Annotated in this window: 14 protein-coding genes; 4 read left to right on the plus strand and 10 right to left on the minus strand. The window is 65.3% G+C overall.

Annotation, left to right across the window (positions count from 1 at the left end; translation table 11 throughout):
- The 3 genes from ACT531_RS10095 to ACT531_RS10105 all read right to left on the minus strand — a co-directional run.
- Nucleotides 1-2,036, minus strand: a 2,036-nt coding sequence (locus tag ACT531_RS10095; protein ID WP_476017336.1) for a PAS domain-containing protein, incomplete at its 3' end; no start/stop codon positions are given.
- A 162-nt stretch (nucleotides 2,037-2,198) separates the two neighbouring features.
- Entirely contained in the window at nucleotides 2,199-5,114 is a 2,916-nt protein-coding gene (locus ACT531_RS10100) for an aconitate hydratase (protein ID WP_476017337.1), read from the minus strand.
- 201 nt (nucleotides 5,115-5,315) lie between these two features.
- Nucleotides 5,316-5,723: a hypothetical protein gene (locus tag ACT531_RS10105; protein WP_476017338.1), complete on the minus strand. Its 408-nt coding sequence runs from the start codon at nucleotides 5,721-5,723 to the stop codon at nucleotides 5,316-5,318.
- Between the two features lie 111 nt (nucleotides 5,724-5,834).
- On the opposite strand from ACT531_RS10105, the gene ACT531_RS10110 reads away from it, so the two are divergent.
- Nucleotides 5,835-6,710 (plus strand): helix-turn-helix domain-containing protein, encoded by an 876-nt coding sequence (locus ACT531_RS10110; protein WP_476017339.1) that lies wholly within the window; start codon nucleotides 5,835-5,837, stop codon nucleotides 6,708-6,710.
- Nucleotides 6,711-6,960: 250 nt separating this feature from the next.
- Here the strand turns inward: ACT531_RS10110 and ACT531_RS10115 are convergent, their stop codons facing one another.
- On the minus strand, nucleotides 6,961-7,263 hold the full coding sequence (locus ACT531_RS10115) for an H-NS histone family protein (protein WP_060986513.1): 303 nt from the start codon (nucleotides 7,261-7,263) through the stop codon (nucleotides 6,961-6,963).
- Between the two features lie 521 nt (nucleotides 7,264-7,784).
- Between ACT531_RS10115 and ACT531_RS10120 the strand changes: the two genes are divergently transcribed.
- The gene (locus ACT531_RS10120; protein WP_476017340.1) at nucleotides 7,785-8,627 is read left to right on the plus strand and encodes a symmetrical bis(5'-nucleosyl)-tetraphosphatase; all 843 of its coding nucleotides are present in this window, start codon (nucleotides 7,785-7,787) and stop codon (nucleotides 8,625-8,627) included.
- Nucleotides 8,628-8,718: 91 nt separating this feature from the next.
- Here ACT531_RS10120 and ACT531_RS10125 read toward each other — a convergent pair whose 3' ends face one another.
- From ACT531_RS10125 to ACT531_RS10135, 3 genes are all read right to left on the minus strand, one after another.
- Entirely contained in the window at nucleotides 8,719-10,191 is a 1,473-nt protein-coding gene (locus ACT531_RS10125) for a DEAD/DEAH box helicase (RefSeq protein ID WP_060986511.1), read from the minus strand.
- 351 nt (nucleotides 10,192-10,542) lie between these two features.
- On the minus strand, nucleotides 10,543-13,062 hold the full coding sequence (locus ACT531_RS10130) for an ABC transporter permease (RefSeq protein ID WP_476017341.1): 2,520 nt from the start codon (nucleotides 13,060-13,062) through the stop codon (nucleotides 10,543-10,545).
- A 70-nt stretch (nucleotides 13,063-13,132) separates the two neighbouring features.
- Nucleotides 13,133-14,833, minus strand: a complete 1,701-nt coding sequence (locus tag ACT531_RS10135; RefSeq protein WP_476017342.1) for a C13 family peptidase — start codon at nucleotides 14,831-14,833, stop codon at nucleotides 13,133-13,135.
- Nucleotides 14,834-15,232: 399 nt separating this feature from the next.
- Between ACT531_RS10135 and ACT531_RS10140 the strand changes: the two genes are divergently transcribed.
- On the plus strand, nucleotides 15,233-15,472 hold the full coding sequence (locus ACT531_RS10140) for a hypothetical protein (protein WP_210436255.1): 240 nt from the start codon (nucleotides 15,233-15,235) through the stop codon (nucleotides 15,470-15,472).
- Nucleotides 15,473-15,609: 137 nt separating this feature from the next.
- The gene (locus tag ACT531_RS10145; protein WP_476017343.1) at nucleotides 15,610-15,960 is read left to right on the plus strand and encodes an RNA recognition motif domain-containing protein; all 351 of its coding nucleotides are present in this window, start codon (nucleotides 15,610-15,612) and stop codon (nucleotides 15,958-15,960) included.
- A 94-nt stretch (nucleotides 15,961-16,054) separates the two neighbouring features.
- On the opposite strand, the gene ACT531_RS10150 is transcribed toward ACT531_RS10145, so the two are convergent.
- From ACT531_RS10150 to ACT531_RS10160, 3 genes are all read right to left on the minus strand, one after another.
- A complete protein-coding gene (locus tag ACT531_RS10150) occupies nucleotides 16,055-16,996 on the minus strand; it encodes a formate dehydrogenase accessory sulfurtransferase FdhD (RefSeq protein WP_476017344.1) in 942 nt (313 codons plus the stop codon).
- A gap of 177 nt (nucleotides 16,997-17,173) precedes the next feature.
- Entirely contained in the window at nucleotides 17,174-17,563 is a 390-nt protein-coding gene (locus ACT531_RS10155) for a hypothetical protein (RefSeq protein ID WP_015015424.1), read from the minus strand.
- A gap of 17 nt (nucleotides 17,564-17,580) precedes the next feature.
- Nucleotides 17,581-18,789 (minus strand): formate dehydrogenase subunit gamma, encoded by a 1,209-nt coding sequence (locus ACT531_RS10160; RefSeq protein WP_476017345.1) that lies wholly within the window; start codon nucleotides 18,787-18,789, stop codon nucleotides 17,581-17,583.
- Between the last annotated feature and the right edge of the window lies 1 nt (nucleotide 18,790).

The following is an 18,790-nucleotide window of genomic DNA, read 5'->3' on the forward strand; positions in this document are numbered from 1 at the left end:
CGGTCCAGGAGCAGGCGGCGGTTGGGCAGGCCCGTGAGCGCGTCGTAGAAGGCCAGGCGTTCGATTTCTTGCTCGGCACGTTTACGGTCGGTGATGTCGCGGCACACGCCCAGGATGCCCGTCACGCGGCCGTGCAAGTCGCGAATGGGGGTCTTGATGGTCTCGAACTGGCCCTGGTAGCCGTCTTCCGCGAAGGTGAGCGTCTCCTCGTACACCAGCGGCTGCCAGGCCTGCATGGCGCGCTGGTCGTATTTGCGAAAGCGCTCGGCGTCGGCGGGCGCCACCAGGTCAAAGTCGCTGCAGCCCACGACCTGACTCTCCGGCCGGCCGGCAAAACGCTCAAACACCGGGTTGACCGCCAGGTACACCCCGTTGGTGTCCTTCATGAACACCATGTCCGGCATGGCGTTGACCACGCTAGCCAGGTGCGCCTTCTGCTGGGCCAGCTCCTGTTCGATACGCTTGAGCGCCGTCAAGTCGTAGGCAAACAGCACCACGGCGGCCACCCCTTGCGCCGTCACGCTCTCGGGGGCGATGGTGGTGTGGCGGAACTGGGTGCCGTCGGGGCCATCAATGCGGTTCTCAAACACCGCCGTCTCGCCCGCAAAGGCCTTTTCAAGGTGCGGGTGGATGCGCGCGAACACTTCGGGAGGGATCACATCCTGCAGCAGCTGTCCTTCCAGCTCCTGGGGCGTGGTGTAGAGCCAGCGGGCCTGCTGCTCATTGACGTACAGCACGCGCAAGTCCCGGTCGATCCGCGACACACCGCCCGGCACATGGCGCAGCGTGTTGGCCATGAGCGCCTGCTGGGCGTGCGCGGCCTCTTCAGCCTGATGGTGTGCGGTGATGTCGGTCTGCACGCCGTCCCACAGCACCCGGCCATCCTGCAACCGGCGCGGCGACGAACTCAGGTGCATCCAGCGCACCTGGCCGTCGGTGCGGCGCACGCGAAACACCGCCTCCAAGCTGGTCATGGACAGGTAGGACTGGCGCTCCGCCTGGCGCAGGCGGTCGATGTCTTCCGGAAGGATCTGCCGGTACAGCACGCGCGGGTCCTGCAGCACGTCTTCGACCCGCACACCGTTCAGCCGCTCGATGGCGTCTCCCATGTGCACAAAATGCACCCGGCCATCGAGCTCGCGCACGATCTGGAACAACACGCTGTGCGGCAGATTGCGCCCGAGCAGTGACAGACGCCCCTCGCTCTCGCGCAAACGGCTTTCGGCCTCCTGGATGCGTGCAAACGGGCGGCGAATGCTTGCGTCAAACACCGCCTGGTACAGCAGCGCATACGCCACCACCCGAAAGCCATGGGACAAGACCCCACCCAGCGTCGAATGCCCGCCCAGCGCGCCCACGGTCACCTCGCCGCACACGAAGGCACCGGCCGCCCAGGCAAACAGGCGCTCGCGCGGCGCCTCTTCGCTGTGGCTGCGGCGGTACAGCAACACCGCACTGGCGGCCAGTGCCAGGGCCAGCCCCACAGCCACCACCTGGCGCAAGGCCCCGTCTGCAGCATGGGCAAACCAGTGGGGCAGCGGCCCCAGCGCCGACCCCGCAAGCACCAGCGTGACGCCCCCCGCTGCCGCCAGCCACGCACGGGCCGGGCCGGGGGCCGACAAGCGCGTAGCGGTAAGCCCCAGGGTCAGCGCCTCGGCCACACGCGCCCAACTGCTCAGCCACAGCGACATGTCGGCGCTGCCCGGGGGCATGTGCACGGGGCCGGAATGCACCAGCACGCCGTGTAGAAAGTTGCAGGCCGCCGCCACGCCAAAGCCCGCCACCAGCACATTGGCGCGCGCCTGCTCCTGCGCCTGCAGGGCATGCAGCGACACGGACACCACCAGCAACCCCAGCAGCACCGCCACCAGCTCCAGCAGCGGCTCCAGCCCGTGCTGCGCGCCTGCCCCATCGCCCAGCATCTGCGCCAGTGGCACCACCACCAGCGCCAGCAATGCCACCACCAACACCACGGTGATGGCGGGCGCATCCGACCAGGGCATGCGCGCGGTCGGAGAGCTGGTGGGAGGGGGCATGGGCAAAGGGGTGAAAGGCAGTGCCGGCGAAATGGCCGCACAACGTCACAAGTGTATCTACGCGTAAGGAAATAACCAGAGCGCTCGCCCCATGAAAAACGGGGCCGAAGCCCCGTCCCGGCGTTGCGCGCACGCATCAGCACCGGGCGCGGTGGCCCCCTTTCACCCCTCCAGCAGCTGGCGCAGCACAAAGGGCAGGATACCCCCGGCCTGGTAGTAGTCCACCTCGATGGGGGTGTCGATGCGCAGGGTCACCGTCACCTCCTGCCGCGTGCCATCGGCCCGGTGGATGACCAGGCGCGCATCGCTTTGCGGCGTGAGTGCAGCGTCGGGCACCACGTCGATCACCTCGTTGCCCGTCAGGCCCAGCGCTTCCCACGAATCGCCCGCCTTGAACTGCAGCGGCAGCACCCCCATGCCCACCAGATTGGAGCGGTGGATACGCTCGAAGCTGCGCGCCACCACGGCCTTGATGCCGAGCAGCTGGGTACCCTTGGCGGCCCAGTCGCGGCTGGAGCCAGTGCCGTACTCTTCCCCCGCAAAAATCACGGTGGGCGTGCCCTGCGCCATGTACTGCATGGCAGCGTCGAAGATGAACATCTTCTCGCCCTGCAGCGCGCCCTCGTTCTGGAACACCGTGACGCCACCCTCCTCGCGCGAGCCATCGGCGGTGGGCGGGATCATCAGGTTCTTGATGCGCACATTGGCGAAGGTGCCGCGCACCATCACGTCATGGTTGCCACGGCGGGCACCGTAGCTGTTGAAGTCTGCCTTTTGCACGCCGTGCTGCAGCAGCCACTGGCCGGCGGGCGAACTCTCCTTGATGGAACCCGCAGGCGAGATGTGGTCGGTGGTGATGGAGTCGCCAAACAGCGCCATGATGCGCGCGCCGTGCACGGCCGACACGGCCGCCGCGCCCTGGTCGAGCGCAAACTGCGCAAAAAACGGCGGCTCGGCAATGTAGGTGCTGGCGGGCCAGGTGTAGGCCGTGCCGCTCACGCCCTTGATCTTCTCCCACAGCTTGCCGGGGTCGGAGGCCACCTTGGAATAGTTCTCGCGGAAGGCCTTGCCGTTCATGGCGTACTTGAGCAGTGCATGGACCTCGTCGCTGCTGGGCCAGATATCTCCCAGGTAGATGTCCTTGCCCCCTTTGCCTTGGCCCACCGGCTCGGTCATCAGGTCCTTGAGCACGGTCCCGGCAATGGCGTAGGCCACCACCAGCGGCGGGCTGGCCAGGAAGTTGGCCTTGAGGTTGGGGTGGATGCGCGCCTCGAAGTTGCGGTTGCCCGACAGCACGGCTGCGCACACCAGGTCGTTGCTGGTAATGACCTCGTTCAGCTCGGGCGTGAGGTCGCCCGCGTTGCCGATGCAGGTGGTGCAGCCATAACCCGCCAGCGCGAAGCCCAGCTTTTCCAGGTACGGCAGCAGCCCGGTCTGCGTGAGGTATTCGGTGACGATGCGCGAGCCGGGGGCCAGCGAGGTCTTGATGTGCGGCTGCACCTTGAGCCCCGCCTCCACCGCCTTCTTGGCCAAGAGGCCTGCGGCCAGCAGCACGCTGGGGTTGCTGGTGTTGGTGCAGCTGGTGATAGCGGCAATCAGCACATCGCCGTTGCCCACCGTGGGGTCGGCCCCCTTGCTGGGCAGCGTGGTGGCTTGGGCGTGGTCGCGGGCCGTGGCCAGCGCGGGTTTGTTGGCCTCCATCTCCACCACCGAACGCGGCGCCCCGGCGGGTGTGGGCTTGCCGTCGGGGGTCACATCAGTCACCACCTCTGCAGCGCGGTGGATGTGGAACCGCGTGTGCAACAGCTCCGCCGGGCGGTTGAAGCCGTTTTGTGCATTGGGCTTGCTGAACAGGTCGGCAAACTGGCTGCTGACCTTGCCCAGTTCGATGCGGTCTTGCGGACGCTTGGGGCCTGCGAGGCTGGGCGTCACGCTACCCAGGTCCAGCGTCACGACCTGCGAGTAGTCCACCTCGCCGGCCAGGGGCACGCCAAACAGGCCCTGGGCCTTGAAGTAGGCCTCGAAGGCTTCGATTTCGCCCTTGGTGCGGCCGGTGCCCTTGAAGTAGTCGATGGTCTTTTCATCGACCGGGAAGAAGCCCATGGTGGCGCCGTATTCGGGCGCCATGTTGCCGATGGTGGCGCGGTCGGGCAACGCCAGGGTGCGCGTGCCTTCACCGAAAAATTCGACGAACTTGCCCACCACCTTGTGCTGGCGCAGCAGCTCGGTCACCGTGAGCACCAGGTCGGTGGCGGTCACGCCCTCGCGCAGCTGGCCCGTCATCTCAAAGCCCACCACATCGGGGGTGAGGAAATACACGGGCTGGCCCAGCATGGCGGCCTCGGCCTCGATGCCACCCACGCCCCAGCCGACCACGCCAATGCCGTTGATCATGGTGGTGTGGCTGTCGGTGCCCACCAGGGTGTCGGGGTAGTAGACGCCATCTTTGCGCTTGTGCACGCCGCGCGCCAGGTATTCGAGGTTGACCTGGTGCACGATGCCGAAGCCCGGTGGCACCACGCCAAAGGTGTTAAAGGCCTGCATGCCCCATTTCATGAACTCGTAGCGCTCGCGGTTGCGCTGGAATTCGAGCTTCATGTTCAGGTCGAGCGAATTCTTCTTGCCGTAGTGGTCCACCATGATGGAGTGGTCCACCACCAGGTCCACGGGCACCAGGGGTTCGATCTTCTTGGGGTTCTTGCCCAGCTTGGCGGCCACGCTGCGCATGGCGGCCAGGTCGGCCAGCAGCGGCACGCCGGTGAAGTCCTGCAGCACCACACGCGAGACAACGAAGGGGATCTCGTCCTTGCGCTCGGCATTGGGCGCCCAGCGGGCCAGTTGCTCCACATGCTCTGGCGTCACCTTGCGGCCATCGCAGTTGCGCAGCACCGATTCGAGCACGATACGGATCGACACCGGCAGGCGCTGGATCTGCGGGAACTGCTGGGCCAGCGCGGGCAGGGAGTAGAACTTGCCCTCCTTGCCCGATGCGGTCTTGAAGCCCTTGAGCGTGTTGGCAAACGCGTGGCGTGCGGGCCGGGACGATGGGGTGGCTGGCGGCTTGGGCGATGAGGCCATGGCGAACTCCTTGATGAAAAGGCGACAGCGCCTATTCTGGCAGTCCCCCATGACGGTGCAATCGCTGGGGGTATGTGCCCCCGTGCCCACAGGCCCATCGGAGGGGCTCAGGCGACGCGTTACCCACCTTTTCAAGGAAAAAGTCGCCCAAGCGCTACATGAACATGCCCTGATAGCTATTAAATTTATAGCAATTGCCCACTAGGCTGCAGCCCATGCAGGCATGCGGCGCACCCCCATCCACTGCAGCTCGGCAATGACTGCCACCGAAACCACATGCACCACCAGATAGGCCTGGCCCAGGAATGTGGGTGCGACGGCATTGCCCAGCAGCAGCGCCAGGCTGGCCAGCGCCCACCCGAAATTGGCAACGATCAGCACCCACAGGCTGCCACGCGGCAAAGTGTGCGCACGGGCAATGCGGGTGGCCAGCGCTGCGTAGCCCAGCAGCAAGACGCCCGACACCACCAGCAGGCCGGACGGCAGCCCCAGCCATTCGGCCAATGACGCCGTCAGCAGCAAATGCAAAGCGCCCAGCAGCAGCCCGGTGGACGCATCGAACCAGACCAGGGCACGCAAGAAGGCGGGGGAAGACAGCAGGTTGAACATGACAAGCTCCTTGGAGGGTTGAAGAAGCCTGCATGGTTGCCGCCGAGGCGCATGGCGTCGATAACGTGCCAGGTAATGGCCGCTGCGCAGCTTGGGCCTAGGATGCTGGGCATGACGTCCACACCTTCCACGCCCTCCCGCCGCACCCCGCGCCATCCGCTGCCGCACCGCGCTGTAACACCTGGGCCCGCCAGTTTTGGGGACCACCTGCGCACCTGGCGCCAGCAGCGGCACCTGAGCCAGCTGGAGCTGGCCGACGAGGCGGACATCTCCACGCGGCACGTGAGCTTCATGGAGACCGGCCGCACCAACCCCAGTCGCGACATGGTGCTGCGCCTGTGCGAGCGCTTGGCCATCCCGCTGCGCGAGCGCAACACACTGCTGGTGGCGGCTGGCTACGCCCCCATGTACCGCGAGCGCGCGCTGGACGACCCGGCACTGGCCGCCGCGCGCCAGGCGGTGGAATTGGTCCTCAAGGGCCACGAACCCTGCCCCGCCATCGCACTTGACCGCTGCTGGAACGTGGTGGCCGCTAACCGCGCTGCACAAGCCCTGCTGGCTGCACATGTCAGCCCCGAACTGCTCGCGCCCCCAGTCAACGTATTTCGCCTGAGCCTGCACCCGGACGGATTGGCCTCACGCATCGCCAATCTGGCGCAATGGCGCCACCACCTCTTCGAGCGCCTGCGCCAGCAGATTCATGCCACGGCCGACCCCGCCTTGCTGGCCCTACAGGCAGAACTGCTCGAATATCCCGCACCCGAGGAATCGCCCCCGCTCGTCATGGCCGGAGAAATGTTGGGAGTCGTGATGCCGTTTTTTTTTGAAAGCGTGCATGGCATGTTGTCCCTCATCAGCACCACGACCATATTCGGCACCCCGGTGGATGTGACCTTGCAGGAACTGGCCGTGGAATCGTTTTTCCCGGCCGATGCATTTACCGCGCAAGTACTGCGGGAGATGGCGCAGCAATATGCTGCGGATTGACCACCCAGGGCCCGAGTGCCGACAACAAGCCGACACTTGTTTGGCACGATGGTCGGCTTGAGGCCTGCGCAGCCTGCATCGCGATAACCCCCAATAAGAGCAGCATGCGGATTTTAGCGGCGATGGGATGTACCGGTACTCCAGATGCTGGAAGGGACGCGATAGCCATGCCCCAAAACCTCCAACCATGCCACGCCCAAAAAAATAGCCCGCAGTAGCGGGTTATTTTTGGGCACAGGGGTGCTGATTCTCAGATGGCGAACTTTTCGCGGTTTTCGTTCTGAATCCACTTGGGCGCTTTACCACGGCCCGTCCATGTCTGGCCGGTGGCTGGGTCGCGGTACTTGGGAGCCACCTTGGTGCCCGCCGTGGAGCTGCGGCCGGTCTTGCCAGCGGCCTTGACGGCTGGAAACACGTCCTGGGCGGTCAAACCATATTCGGCCACCAGAGAGCGAACTTGGGACACAGCATCCGCCAATTCCCGGCGACGGGCTTCGCTGATTTGTTGCTCAAGGGCTTCACGCTGCTTCAAAAGTTCTTTGTAGCTGGTCATGGTGTCTGAATAAGGAATTAGGGTTGGAGACTTGGCGATTATATGAATAACAGGAGGCATGCCACATGCCGCGGTAAAAATTCTGCATTAAGAAACCACAGAAATGTGGCCTGCATATTTATCAGAAAGCTATCTCCTGGCGCAAAGCCCCGTAAAAACTTCAAAGAGCACTTCGGATCTGCACCCATACAGGTCAATGCGCTGGCCTACACCCCCAGCGCTTGAAATATCCAGCCCATACACATCCTCTTTTCGTCTACGGCAGATAAACGCGCAGCTTCTGCCATCAAAATGCGGCTGCGATGTAATGGCGTGCGCTATCTCCCTCGGGCAAGGGGCTGAATATGCTGGCACACCCTGGGTTAGCAGACACGCCTGCGCCCATCCAGGCAACCCACGCTCCCCAACACCCACTGCGCAGTGAGGGGCAGTGCTCCACGTGAAAAGCCTCGCGTGAAGCCCATTGCGCCTCAGCAGAAAATCAAGGCTTCACTCCACACCCTTTACGACCCCAAACCATCATGGCTATTTACTGTATCGGCGACGTCCAGGGCTGCGACGGCGCTCTGGGGCGCCTGCTGGACACCATCGGCTTTTCTGCCAGCCGGGACACGGTGTACCTGCTCGGGGACCTCGTCAACCGCGGCCCCGACTCCGCCGCCGCGTTGCGCCGCTGCATGCAGCAGGGGGATGCCATCCGCTGCCTGCTGGGCAACCACGACCTGCACTTGCTCGCTGCCGCACATGGCGCGCGCAAGCCGTCGCGCCGCGATACCTTGGCCTCGGTGCTCGACGCCCCGGACCGCAGCGCTTTGCTCGAATGGCTGCGTCATCAACCCTTGGCGCGGTCCCACGAGCATTCCGGTCAGACCCTGCTGATGGTGCATGCGGGCGTGGTCCCTGCCTGGAGCACCGCAGACACGCTGGTGCGCGCGCAGGAGGTGCAGGATGTGCTGCGCAGCCCGGATTTGCCCGCCTTTCTGCACGCCATGTACGGCAACACGCCCGATCACTGGGATGACGACCTCACGGGCACAGACCGGCTTCGTGTGATCGTCAACGCATTGACACGCATGCGCTTTTGCTCATCGGGTGGGGTGATGGATTTTGAGAGCACCGAGAGCGCCAGCGCCGCCCCGGAGGGCCTGATGCCCTGGTTTGACGTGCCGGGTCGGCGCACCGCTGGCACCTTGATGGCCTTTGGCCACTGGTCCACGCTGGGGTGGCTCAACCGCAGCGACCTGCTGGGCCTGGACACCGGCTGTGTGTGGGGAGGCTGCCTGAGCGCCGTGCGTTTTGGCAAGACGCTGGCTGACCGCGAGCTGCTGCAGGTGCACTGCGAACAGGCGCAGCAGCCGGGCTAGAGAGAGCAGGCGCTAGGGAGATGAGAGGCCCGGGCAGACAACAAGCCCGGGACAGGCAAGACGGCAGTCAGCGCAAAGAGAGCGCTTGCGCTTATTGCGTGGAGGTTTCTGGCTGCACAGCCTTGAACAAGGCGGCCACTTTGCGCTTGGGTTTGATGTTGGCCGAAATGCTGCTGCGCGCGGGCGACTTGGCTGCGGCCTCCCAGGCGGGGGCGGTATCCGCATTGCTGGGTTCGTAAGGCTTTTCGAAGAAGGGGTCACGCGATGCGACCGCTGGGCGGAAGCCTCGGTGGTGTTCACGCGGCTCGCGGCGCTCGTTGCGTTCGCGCACGGCGGCGGGAATCACATCGCGCGGGTCTCCGGCCTCGCCCGATTCGCGCCATGCGCGGCGGCCGTCATTGATGCGGCCGCGAGGGCGGTCTTCTTCGTACTCGATGGCTTCGAGATCGATCTTCTTCTTGATCAGCTTCTCGATGTCAGCCACCAGGCGGGCATCGCTGCCCGACACCAGCGTGACGGCCAAACCCGACGCGCCCGCACGGCCCGTGCGGCCGATGCGGTGCACATAGTCTTCGGCGTTGAACGGCACGTCGAAGTTGAACACCGCAGGCACGTCCTTGATGTCGAGGCCGCGCGCGGCCACATCGGTACAGACCAGCAGATCGACTTCGCCCTTTTTGAAGGCTTCCAGCGCCTTCAGACGCTCGTCCTGGCTCTTGTCGCCGTGCAGCGCGGCGGTCTTGAGGCCCTCGCGCTCCAGGCTGCGCGCCAAACGGGCGCAACCGAGCTTGCTGTTCACGAAGATGAACGCCTGCTTGATGCCACGGGTCTTGAGCACTTGGTGAATGGCGCGGCGCTTGTCATCGTCGTTAGCGCTGTAGAAGCGCTGTTCCACGGTGGAGGCCGTTTCGTTCGGGCGGGCCACCTCGATGGTGATGGGGTTTTGCAGGTAGCTGCTGGCCAGGCGCTTGATCTCGGGCGAGAAAGTGGCGCTGAACAGCAGTGTGGTGCGCTGCTTGGGCAGATAGCTCAGGATACGCTGCAGATCCGGCAGGAAGCCGATGTCCAGCATGCGATCCGCCTCGTCGAGCACCACGTACTCGACCTGGTTGAGCACCGCGTTCTTGGCTTCAATATGGTCTAGCAGGCGGCCGGGGGTGGCCACCAGCACCTCGACGCCCTTTTTCAGTTCGATGGTCTGGGGCTTCATGTCCATGCCGCCAAACACCACGGTGCTGCGCAGCTTGGTGTGCTTGGCGTACAGGGCGATCTGCTGGGCCACCTGGTCCGCCAGCTCGCGGGTGGGCAGCAGCACCAGGGCGCGCACGGGATGGCGCGCAGGGGATGTAGAGCTGTTCTCGTGCTTGAGCAGACGCTGCAGCAGGGGCAGCGAGAAGGCAGCCGTTTTGCCGGTGCCGGTCTGGGCGGCGCCCATCACGTCTTGGCCGGTGAGCACCACCGGGATGGCCTGCGCCTGGATGGGCGTCATGGACTCGTAGCCCATTTCGGCTACGGCGCGCGCCAGCGGCTCAGCCAGCGATAGATTGGAAAAGGAACTTGTCATTTAGCCCTCTATTGTCGCACCGGTGGCCCAAAAAGCGATTTTTTAGGCCCGGAGCGGCAAAAATGCGGTAAACGCAGTCAGCGCATTGGCACGCATTCGCTATTTATTTGATAGCTAACAGTGTATATTCAACCGGCGCTATTGCCCGTTTTGCGCAAATATCAGCCCTAGGGGGCAACGTTCCGCAACCCCTTGCTCCGCGTGCGGGCGTTGTGTGGTCGGCCAGGCATTGTCTGGACGGCGGGCCGGCTAAACATCCAAAGAACGTGCTCTGCCACCGAGGGCGGCAAAAGCCGCCCCATGAGACCCACCGCCTGTCCAGGCAGTGCACTGGACCTGTGTGCCAGCGCGTTATTCAGCGGCGCGCCTCAGCGTATCCACCACGGGGCGCAGCAGCACCTCACGCAGGCCCCACCAGCCCGCAGCCAGCGCCAGCACTGCGCCTGCCAGTGCCCCCGCCAGCGGCACCCAGGGAGCAGCCGTCCAGGTGAAGTCAAAAACGTAGCGGGCCAGTGCCCAGCCCACGCCCACGGCCACGGCACTGGCCAGAAAGCCCGCCAGCAGACCCACGCCCACCAGTTCGGCCCGCTGCACCTGGCGCAGCAGGCTGGCCCGGGCACCCACGGCCCGCATGATGGCGTACTCCCGTGCACGCTCTTCGCGGGTGGCGGTCACGGCGGCAAACAACACCACCAGCCCGGCCGCGAGCGTGAAGGCAAACAGAAACTCCACCGCCCGGATCACCTGTTCCAGCACCCGCTGCACCTGGGCAATGGTGGCGCCCATGTCCACATTGGTGATGTTGGGAAACTGGCGCACCAGCGCATTGTCAAAACCGTGGGTCTCGGGGGCGCGGTAGGCGGCCAGGTAGGTGACCGGAACGTCCTTGACCTCTGCCACCGGGTACATCACAAAGAAGTTGGCGCGCATGGAGCCCCAGTCCACCTTGCGCAGGCTGGTGATGCGGGCCTCGTCCTGTACACCGCCCATATCGAACTGCAAGCGGTCCCCCAACTGCAGGCCCAAAGTTTGGGCAATACCTTCTTCCACACTGATGGCGCCCTCCTCACCCGGCGTCCAGCGTCCGGCCACCACCTGGTTGTGGGGCGGTGCCTCCAGGGCGTTGGAGAGGTTGAATTCACGGTCCACCAGCCTCTTGGCGCGGTCGTCGGTGTAGTTGTCGGGGCCCACCGGCTTGCCGTTCACGGCCACCAGGCGACCCCGGATCATGGGGTACCAGTCGTAGCGCGCCACGCCGCTGTCCTTGAGCGTCTGCTGAAACGCCTCGGACTGGTCTGGCATCACGTTGATGACAAAGCGATTGGGCGCGTCGGGCGGCGTCGCCTTGCGCCAGCTGCTGATGAGGTCGGTGCGCAGCAGCACCAGCAGCACCAGGGCCAGCAAGCCCACGGCCAGGCTGCTGACCTGCACCACGGCATAGGCCGGGCGTGCAGAGATCTGCCGCGTGGCCAGCACCAGCCAGCGCGGGGCCGTGGCCTCGATCACACTCTTGCGCAACAGCTTGACTGCCACCCAAGACAACCCCGCAAACAGCGCCACCGCCCCCGCGAAGCCGCCGACAGCAATCAGCCCCAGCTTGATGTCGCTGCTCACTGCCAGCAACAGCGCCGCAAAGCCCGCTATGCCGACTCCCAGCACCGCCAGCGAGGCAGGCTTGAGCCCGCCCACATCGCGCCGGATCACCCGCAGCGGCGGCACCTGCGCCAGTTGCAGCACCGGCGGCAGGCCAAACGCCAACAACAGCGTGAGCCCCATGCCCAGGCCAAACACCACCGGCCACAGGCTGGGCGGCGGCAGGGCCGACTCCACCAGGCCCGCCAACAGCAGCACGAAGGCGTAATGCACCACGTAGCCCAGCGCAACACCCAGCGAGCTGGCAAACAGGCCAATGAGCGCGAACTCGGTGGTGTAGGCCCCCGCAATGGTGCGCTGGCTCTGCCCCAGCACGCGCAACATGGCCGAGGCGTCGAGGTGCTCGGCCGCAAACCCGCGCGCGGCCAGCGCCACGGCCACGGCCGAGAGCAACGCAGCCAGCAGCGCCACCAGGCTCAGGAATTTCTGGGCGCGGTCCAGCGTCTGGCGCATTTCGGGGCGGCCGCTTTCCAGCGACTCCACGCGCACGCCATGCACTTCGGGTTTTTTGGCTTCGGCCACTGCCCACTCGTTGAACGCCTGGATGGCAGGCGCCGGGCCGATGACGGCAAAGCGATACGTCAGGCGGCTGGCCGGCTGCACTAGGCCCGTGACGGGCAGGTCACCTTCGTTGACCATGACCCGCGGCGCAAAGCTCATGAAGCCCGCGCCCCGGTCCGGCTCAATGACGATGATGCGCGCAATGCGCAGCTGTGCATCACCCAGCAACAGCTTGTCGCCCATGGCAAGGTTCAGCGATTCGAGCAGCGGCGCATCCACCCACACCTCGCCGGGCGCCGGGATGTCGCGCGTCGGCTGCTCCAGCGCGCCAGGAGCATCCGCCACCGTGAGGCTGCCGCGTAGCGGGTAGCCCGGCTGCACGCTCTTGAGTGCCACCAGCTTGCTGGCACCACCCTGCGCATCGCTCGCGCGGCCCATGGTCGGAAAGCCCAGCGTGGTCACCGACTGGAGCCCGAGCGCCTTGGCGCGCTCCACAAAAGCGGCTGGCGTCGGGTTGTCGCTGGCCACCACTGCATCACCCCCCAGCAGTTGCAGGGCATCGCGCTGCAGGCCCCCTTGCAGGCGGTCCGCAAAAAACCCCACTGACGTGAGCGCGGCCACGGCCAGGGTGACGGCCACGATCAGCAGGCGCAACTCGCCCGCACGCAGGTCCCGGGCCAGGGTGCGCCAGCCAAGGCGCAAGAAAGACAGGTTCATGGGCGGACCTTAGCGCAAAGCAAACGGGCTGGCGGTGTGTGGGGTGTTAGTCCCGGATCAAGGCCAACCTTCACGGCCGCGCGGCGGGGGTGGCAGCGGGCGCGGTCGCCGCAGCCGTCGACAGCGCCGGTTCTGCCGTGTCCGCTGCCAAGGAGGGGATTTCGTTGGTGGCGTTGGTCGCCAGCGCCTGCAGCCGTTGCTCCAGTGCCTGCAACACCGGGGTGATCTTCGGGCCCACGCGGATCTGCGGGTTCGAGAAGCCATCGACTTTTCCGGCCTCGACCTCGCGCTGCTGGATCAGCGGAACCGCTTTGGCAAATGCCTCGGTAAAAGAATGGGTCTGGCGCAGTTGCTCGTGAAACACCGCGCGGCCAAAAAAGGTCAGCTCCGACAACCTGCCGCAGCCATACGAGGTGTGGGTGGCATCGGCCGCCGTCATGATCAGGGTGCTGTCCGTGGCCAGCGGGTCGATCCAGCCTCCGGAGAAGCATGCGGACACCGCGATCACTCGGTTGCGGATGCCCGCCTCATCGAGCGCTGCACGCAGCATCTCGGGTGTCACCGGCGGCACCTCCAGCGGCCAATGCGACGCCGCCAGCTCATGGTTGCGCGCGCCGTGCGAGGTCATGTAGATCACCAGCACATCGTGCTCACGATCCATGCGTGCGGCCAGGGCCCCAATGGCGCGCTGCAGGTTCTCGGGCGTTGCCCACGGGTGGGTCTTCGCAGTGTCCGCATGGTTGAGCAGGTGCAGCACCCGCCCCTGGGCGTCAAACCGCTCCTGCAGCAGCGTGCTGACCATGCTGCTTTCGCGGCGGAACACGTTTTCATCTGCATAGGGGGCAAACACCAGCCCGTACACATCCGTCACCCCAGGGCGCTCTGGCGCCAAGGCCTCCACCTGCTGTTGCCACAGCAGCTGCTGGTCTTCAAACAGGCCCTGTGACAGCGTCAGGTGTGCAGGGTCCGGAGGCGGAGCACCGTCGGCAGACTGCGCAGAGGCATCCGCCAGCGCCTGGGCGTCCTCCTCCCAGGGCTGGTCCTGAAACTGCCACATGCCCACGCCCACCACTGCGGCCATCACCAGCCCAAACACCGCGGTTCGCACACGGGAGCGGATGAAGCGTGCGCTCACAACCACCAGGGCGGCCAGCACCCACACAGTGAGCACACCATAGGCGACCCAGAAAACGATGCTGGCCACCGCGCCGCTCCACCACTCCGGCTGGTGAACCGCCATCCCCATCAACACATACAGCACCAGCAAGGGGCCCAGAGGGGCCCACGCCGAGAGCACATACCAGGCCGCCAATCCGCCGGAAAGGCCGAGGGACCCAGGCTCGCCCGCCAGGGCCAGCGCTCGCTGTGCGGGCGCCATGGCCCACCATGCCAGCCACAGCAGCACCAGGCCGCTCCACATGGGTGCAAGCCAACCCCGCAGGCTGAACTGCGCAGGGCCCACCACCTGCCACCGTGCGGCCCCCACCAGCAGCGCCGCGCTGATCAGCGACAGCACCAGCAATTGCCAGGGCGTAGGCGCTGCGGCCCCCGTGCGCGGCGCAAGGAACAAGGCCGCGCGCAATCCCTCGCGCATCCAGCCCCACAGCGAAAGGCGTTCCGGCGCAAGAGCCGCCCTGCCTACCAGCGATGGCGGCGGGTCTTGCGGCGATCGGCCCAAAGGAACTTCAATTTCCGTGTGGGCCAACTCGGGGCCCCACTGGCTGGGTAACGTGTCGGCCCAGGTGCTGCTGCTGGCGTTCAGGTCTTTCATGCGCGCATCATGCCATCGCAGGTTGACGTCTTGATGCGCATGACCGCAGTCGAAACACGGAGGCTGCGCGCCACTCCGCGAGCCCCTGAGCTGAGCAATCCATAGCCTGGTCCATGGCGCCATTGCCCCGGCGCTGGTACCGCTGGCAAGGGCCTTCCCAACGGCAAAATAAAACTAGAAATAATATTGATTTGATATTAAATAACTTATGGAGCATAATTCGACTTGTTGCAGTTACCGCTCACAACGCGAGCCGTCATCGCAACCCCTGCCTCCACGCGATTTCAACGCCCCAGGTAGGCCGCTTTCGGCGACGCTTGTCGCCCAGTGGGTCTGAAGAGCTGCAGCCCACCGAGTCCCTCGATGCTCACGCAAGCCTGTGCAGGTCTGCGTTCCCGAATGCACCAGATTTCAAATAACGCCATTTCCATGGGCCAGTACGTCGTTTCGCCCGCGACACACCCAACCGACTGCGGCGGCTTTCGCGCCTCCTTCTCGGTCCAGCGCGCCGCAGGCAACGGCAGCTACTGCCGCGTATTCCGTTTTGACAAAGCCTTTGCCTCGCGCGAGGCGGCGCGGCTCTTTGCAGTCACCCAGGGCTGGCTCCAGACCTGCATGGCGCACCCGCCTGTGTGCTGATGGATTGATCTGCCAACGCCAGATCGTTTTCACCAGTCACCCCATTCCACCCCTTCAGTTGCCAGGCCAGCCGGCGCGCGCAGCTGTCTCCCCACGGTACGCTTTTCGTGCGCACCGCATCTCAGAAAGGCTCTTCCATGAGCAGCAAAATCTACGTGGGCAACCTGCCCTACTCCGTGACCGACGCCACCCTCGAAAGCAACTTCGCCGAGTTCGGCGGCGTGTCTTCCGCCAAGGTCATGATGGACCGCGAAACCGGACGCTCCAAAGGCTTTGGATTCGTGGAAATGGCCAATGCCGAAGTGGCCCAGGCCGCCATCAGCGCACTGCACGGCATGTCCGTGGATGGACGCTCGATCGTGGTCAACCTCGCCCGCCCCCGTGAAACCACCGGCGGTGCCGGCGGCTACAGCGCCTCGGGTTACAACACCAACAAGCGCTCGGACGTTGGCTATGGCAACGGCGGCTTTGGCGGCGGTCGCTACTAAGCCCTGACGATCCACAACGAAAAGCCGGCGCTCAGACGCCGGCTTTTTTTCGTCCTGCCCCCATCCGGCGGTGCACGCCCAGCGCCTCTGGGCCTCAGCGTGGGCCAGCACTCTGCACGGGTGGCACAACGGGTGCCTGCGCCAGCTCCGGCTGCAGAACCAGGCGGTGCGCACCGCTGTAGCAGACAAAGCGGCGATTGGTCGCGCGCCCGATGGCGCACAGGCCCAACTGCTGGGCCACCGCATGACCCATCTGTGTCATGCCGCTGCGGGACACCACGACGGGCACCCCCATCTGCGCGGACTTGATGACCATCTCGCTGGTGAGGCGGCCCGTGGTGTAGAACACCTTGTCTGCCCCCGACATAGGAACGGGCGTGGAGCCTTCAGCGGCGCCGCCTGACGCAGGCTTTTCAGGGTTCATCCACATCCAGCCGGCGATGGTGTCGATGGCGTTGTGGCGTCCGACATCCTCCACAAAGGTGAGCAACTCTTCGCCCTGGAACAACGCGCAGCCGTGGACCGAGCCGGACGACTTGTAGGTGGTCTCCTTGAGGCGAATCGCATTGACGATGCCGTAAAGCTGGCCCTGGGTCAGGCGGGCGTCGGGCAACTGAATGCGGTCCACTTCGTCCATCAGCCCGCCAAACACGCTGCCTTGCCCGCAGCCCGTGGTGACGACCTTGCTAGCCGTGCGCTCTTCAATGCGCGCAATACCGTGGCGCGTGCGCACGGCGGCCGCATGCACCTCCCAGTCGACCGTGATGGATTCGATGTCGTACACCGACTCGACGAGCCGCTGGTTGCGCAAGTAGCCCAGCACCAGCAACTCCGGTTGCGCACCCAATGTCATCAGCGTGACGAGCTCGCGCTTGTCCACATAAATCGTCAACGGACGCTCGGCCGGGATCTGCACCTGCTCGCGCTCGCCCAGCTCATTCACGATCTCCACCGCGTGGGTGAGCGGTGCATGGGCCCGCGTCAAGCGCGGCAGCGCGGGCATGGACGAGCCGGAAGGGGCAGATGAAGAACTCATGGGGCAAATATACGCAGTGCGACACGCCAGCGGTGGGCGAAAGGGAATAGGTTGCGAAGTGGTTGCGCCACAGTGCCCCGGCATGTGGGCCCCGCCAGGCACCCTTCGCACCACCGCCCACAAAAAAGCCGCGCCCCACAAGGGAACGCGGCCCGTGGCCTGAAGCGACAGTGTGCGTCAGGACTTGGAGGCTGGCGCAGCCGCTGCTGCGGGCACCTGCGTGCTCGGAGGGCTGCTGGCCGTGCCTGGTGGCGAATGGGCGCCTGCGGCCTCGGCCGGTTTGGCGGCTGGCGGTGTGTAGGCGAAGGGGCCGGGATCGGCGCAAGCAGCTCCACCCGCAGCCGCTGGTTTGGCCGAGGGCGTGGTCTTGCGGTAGTGCGCAGCCACCTTGTCTTGCGAGAGGCACAGCTTGTAGTTGTCCACCTTGCCGGCCCATGCGGCCTTGGCGGCAGCTTCGGCGGCCTTGGCAGCGGCCTCGGGGGATGGAGCCGGCAGCTTGGCGGACGCCAGCGTGCACAAGCCGGCGGCACACAGGGCCACCACGGTTTTGGGGGTGAGGAATTGCATTGTTGTCATGGAGCGCCTCATGCCTGAACGGGCTTGTCTGCAGCGGCTTCCCCGGCGGGGGTGGTCGCGCTGCGCTGTTTGGGGATCTTGCCAGCCTGGATATCGTCGTACCACAGCTCGTGGTGCTCCTTGGCCCAGGTCTCATCAACGTAACCCGTGCGCATGGCCTTGTAGGCGCCCTGCATGCCCACGGTGCCCATGTAGATGTGGCCCATGAACATCACCATCATCACCACCGTCGCCACGGCATGCACCATGTGTGCGATCTGCATGGTGCCGCGCTCATAGATCAGGCCGGGGATCAGCTTGTCGAGCACCAACCCCGAGGCGACCACGATGAAGCCCAGCCCCAGCACGCCAGCCCAGAAGACCACCTTTTCGCCCGCGTTGAAGCGATGCGAAGGAACCTCGTGACCCGACAGCAGACCACCGCCTTTCACGATCCAGGTGATGTCTTCCTTGGTGGGCAGGTTGTCTTTCACAAACGTGAAGAACACGATGATCAGAGAGACCGCGAACAAGGGACCCGCAAAGTTGTGCACGTTCTTGAGCGCGTAGGTCAGCCAGCCAAACAGCGTGCTGCCCATCACCGGCAGCAGGAAGAACTTGCCAAACGCCATCACCAGGCCAGACAACGCCAGGGCCACGAAAGCAATGGCATTCGCCCAGTGTGCCGACCGCTCGAAGGGCGTGAAGCGCTCGATCTTGCGGCCCGTCTCGGCGCCGTGCAACATGATCATGCCCTTGCGCCAGTAAAACAGCGCAATCGCACCCGCCACGATCAGCAGCAACGACCCACCGTACGGAATGATCCAGTTGTTGCGCACCTGCCGCCAGGCTTCGCCCGCGTTGGTCACCCGCGAGCCGGGGTACTGCACAAAGCGCTGGATCAGGTTGCCCGCCTCGGGCGCCTGGGTCACCGGCAGGCTGCTGTAGCCCGTCACGCCCTGCCCGACCTGGCGCCACATGGGCGCGTTGTTACCGGGCTGCACCTTCATGCGTTCGCCGTTGCTCTGTTCCGCGTATTTGGGGTCAGCGCTGGCGTCGGGTTTGACCTGAAAGATGTTCTGGCTTTGCACGCCGCCCACGGCAGCGGGCGCGGTGACGGTAGCGGGCGCCGAGGGGGCCGCTGCCTCTGCGTCTGGCGCAGCTGGCTGCGCCTGTGCGCCAGCCAGCCCACAGGCCAGACTAGCCGCCAGGGCCATGGACCACACGATGTATTTCATG

Source organism: Acidovorax sp. DMC1 (assembly GCF_056314325.1).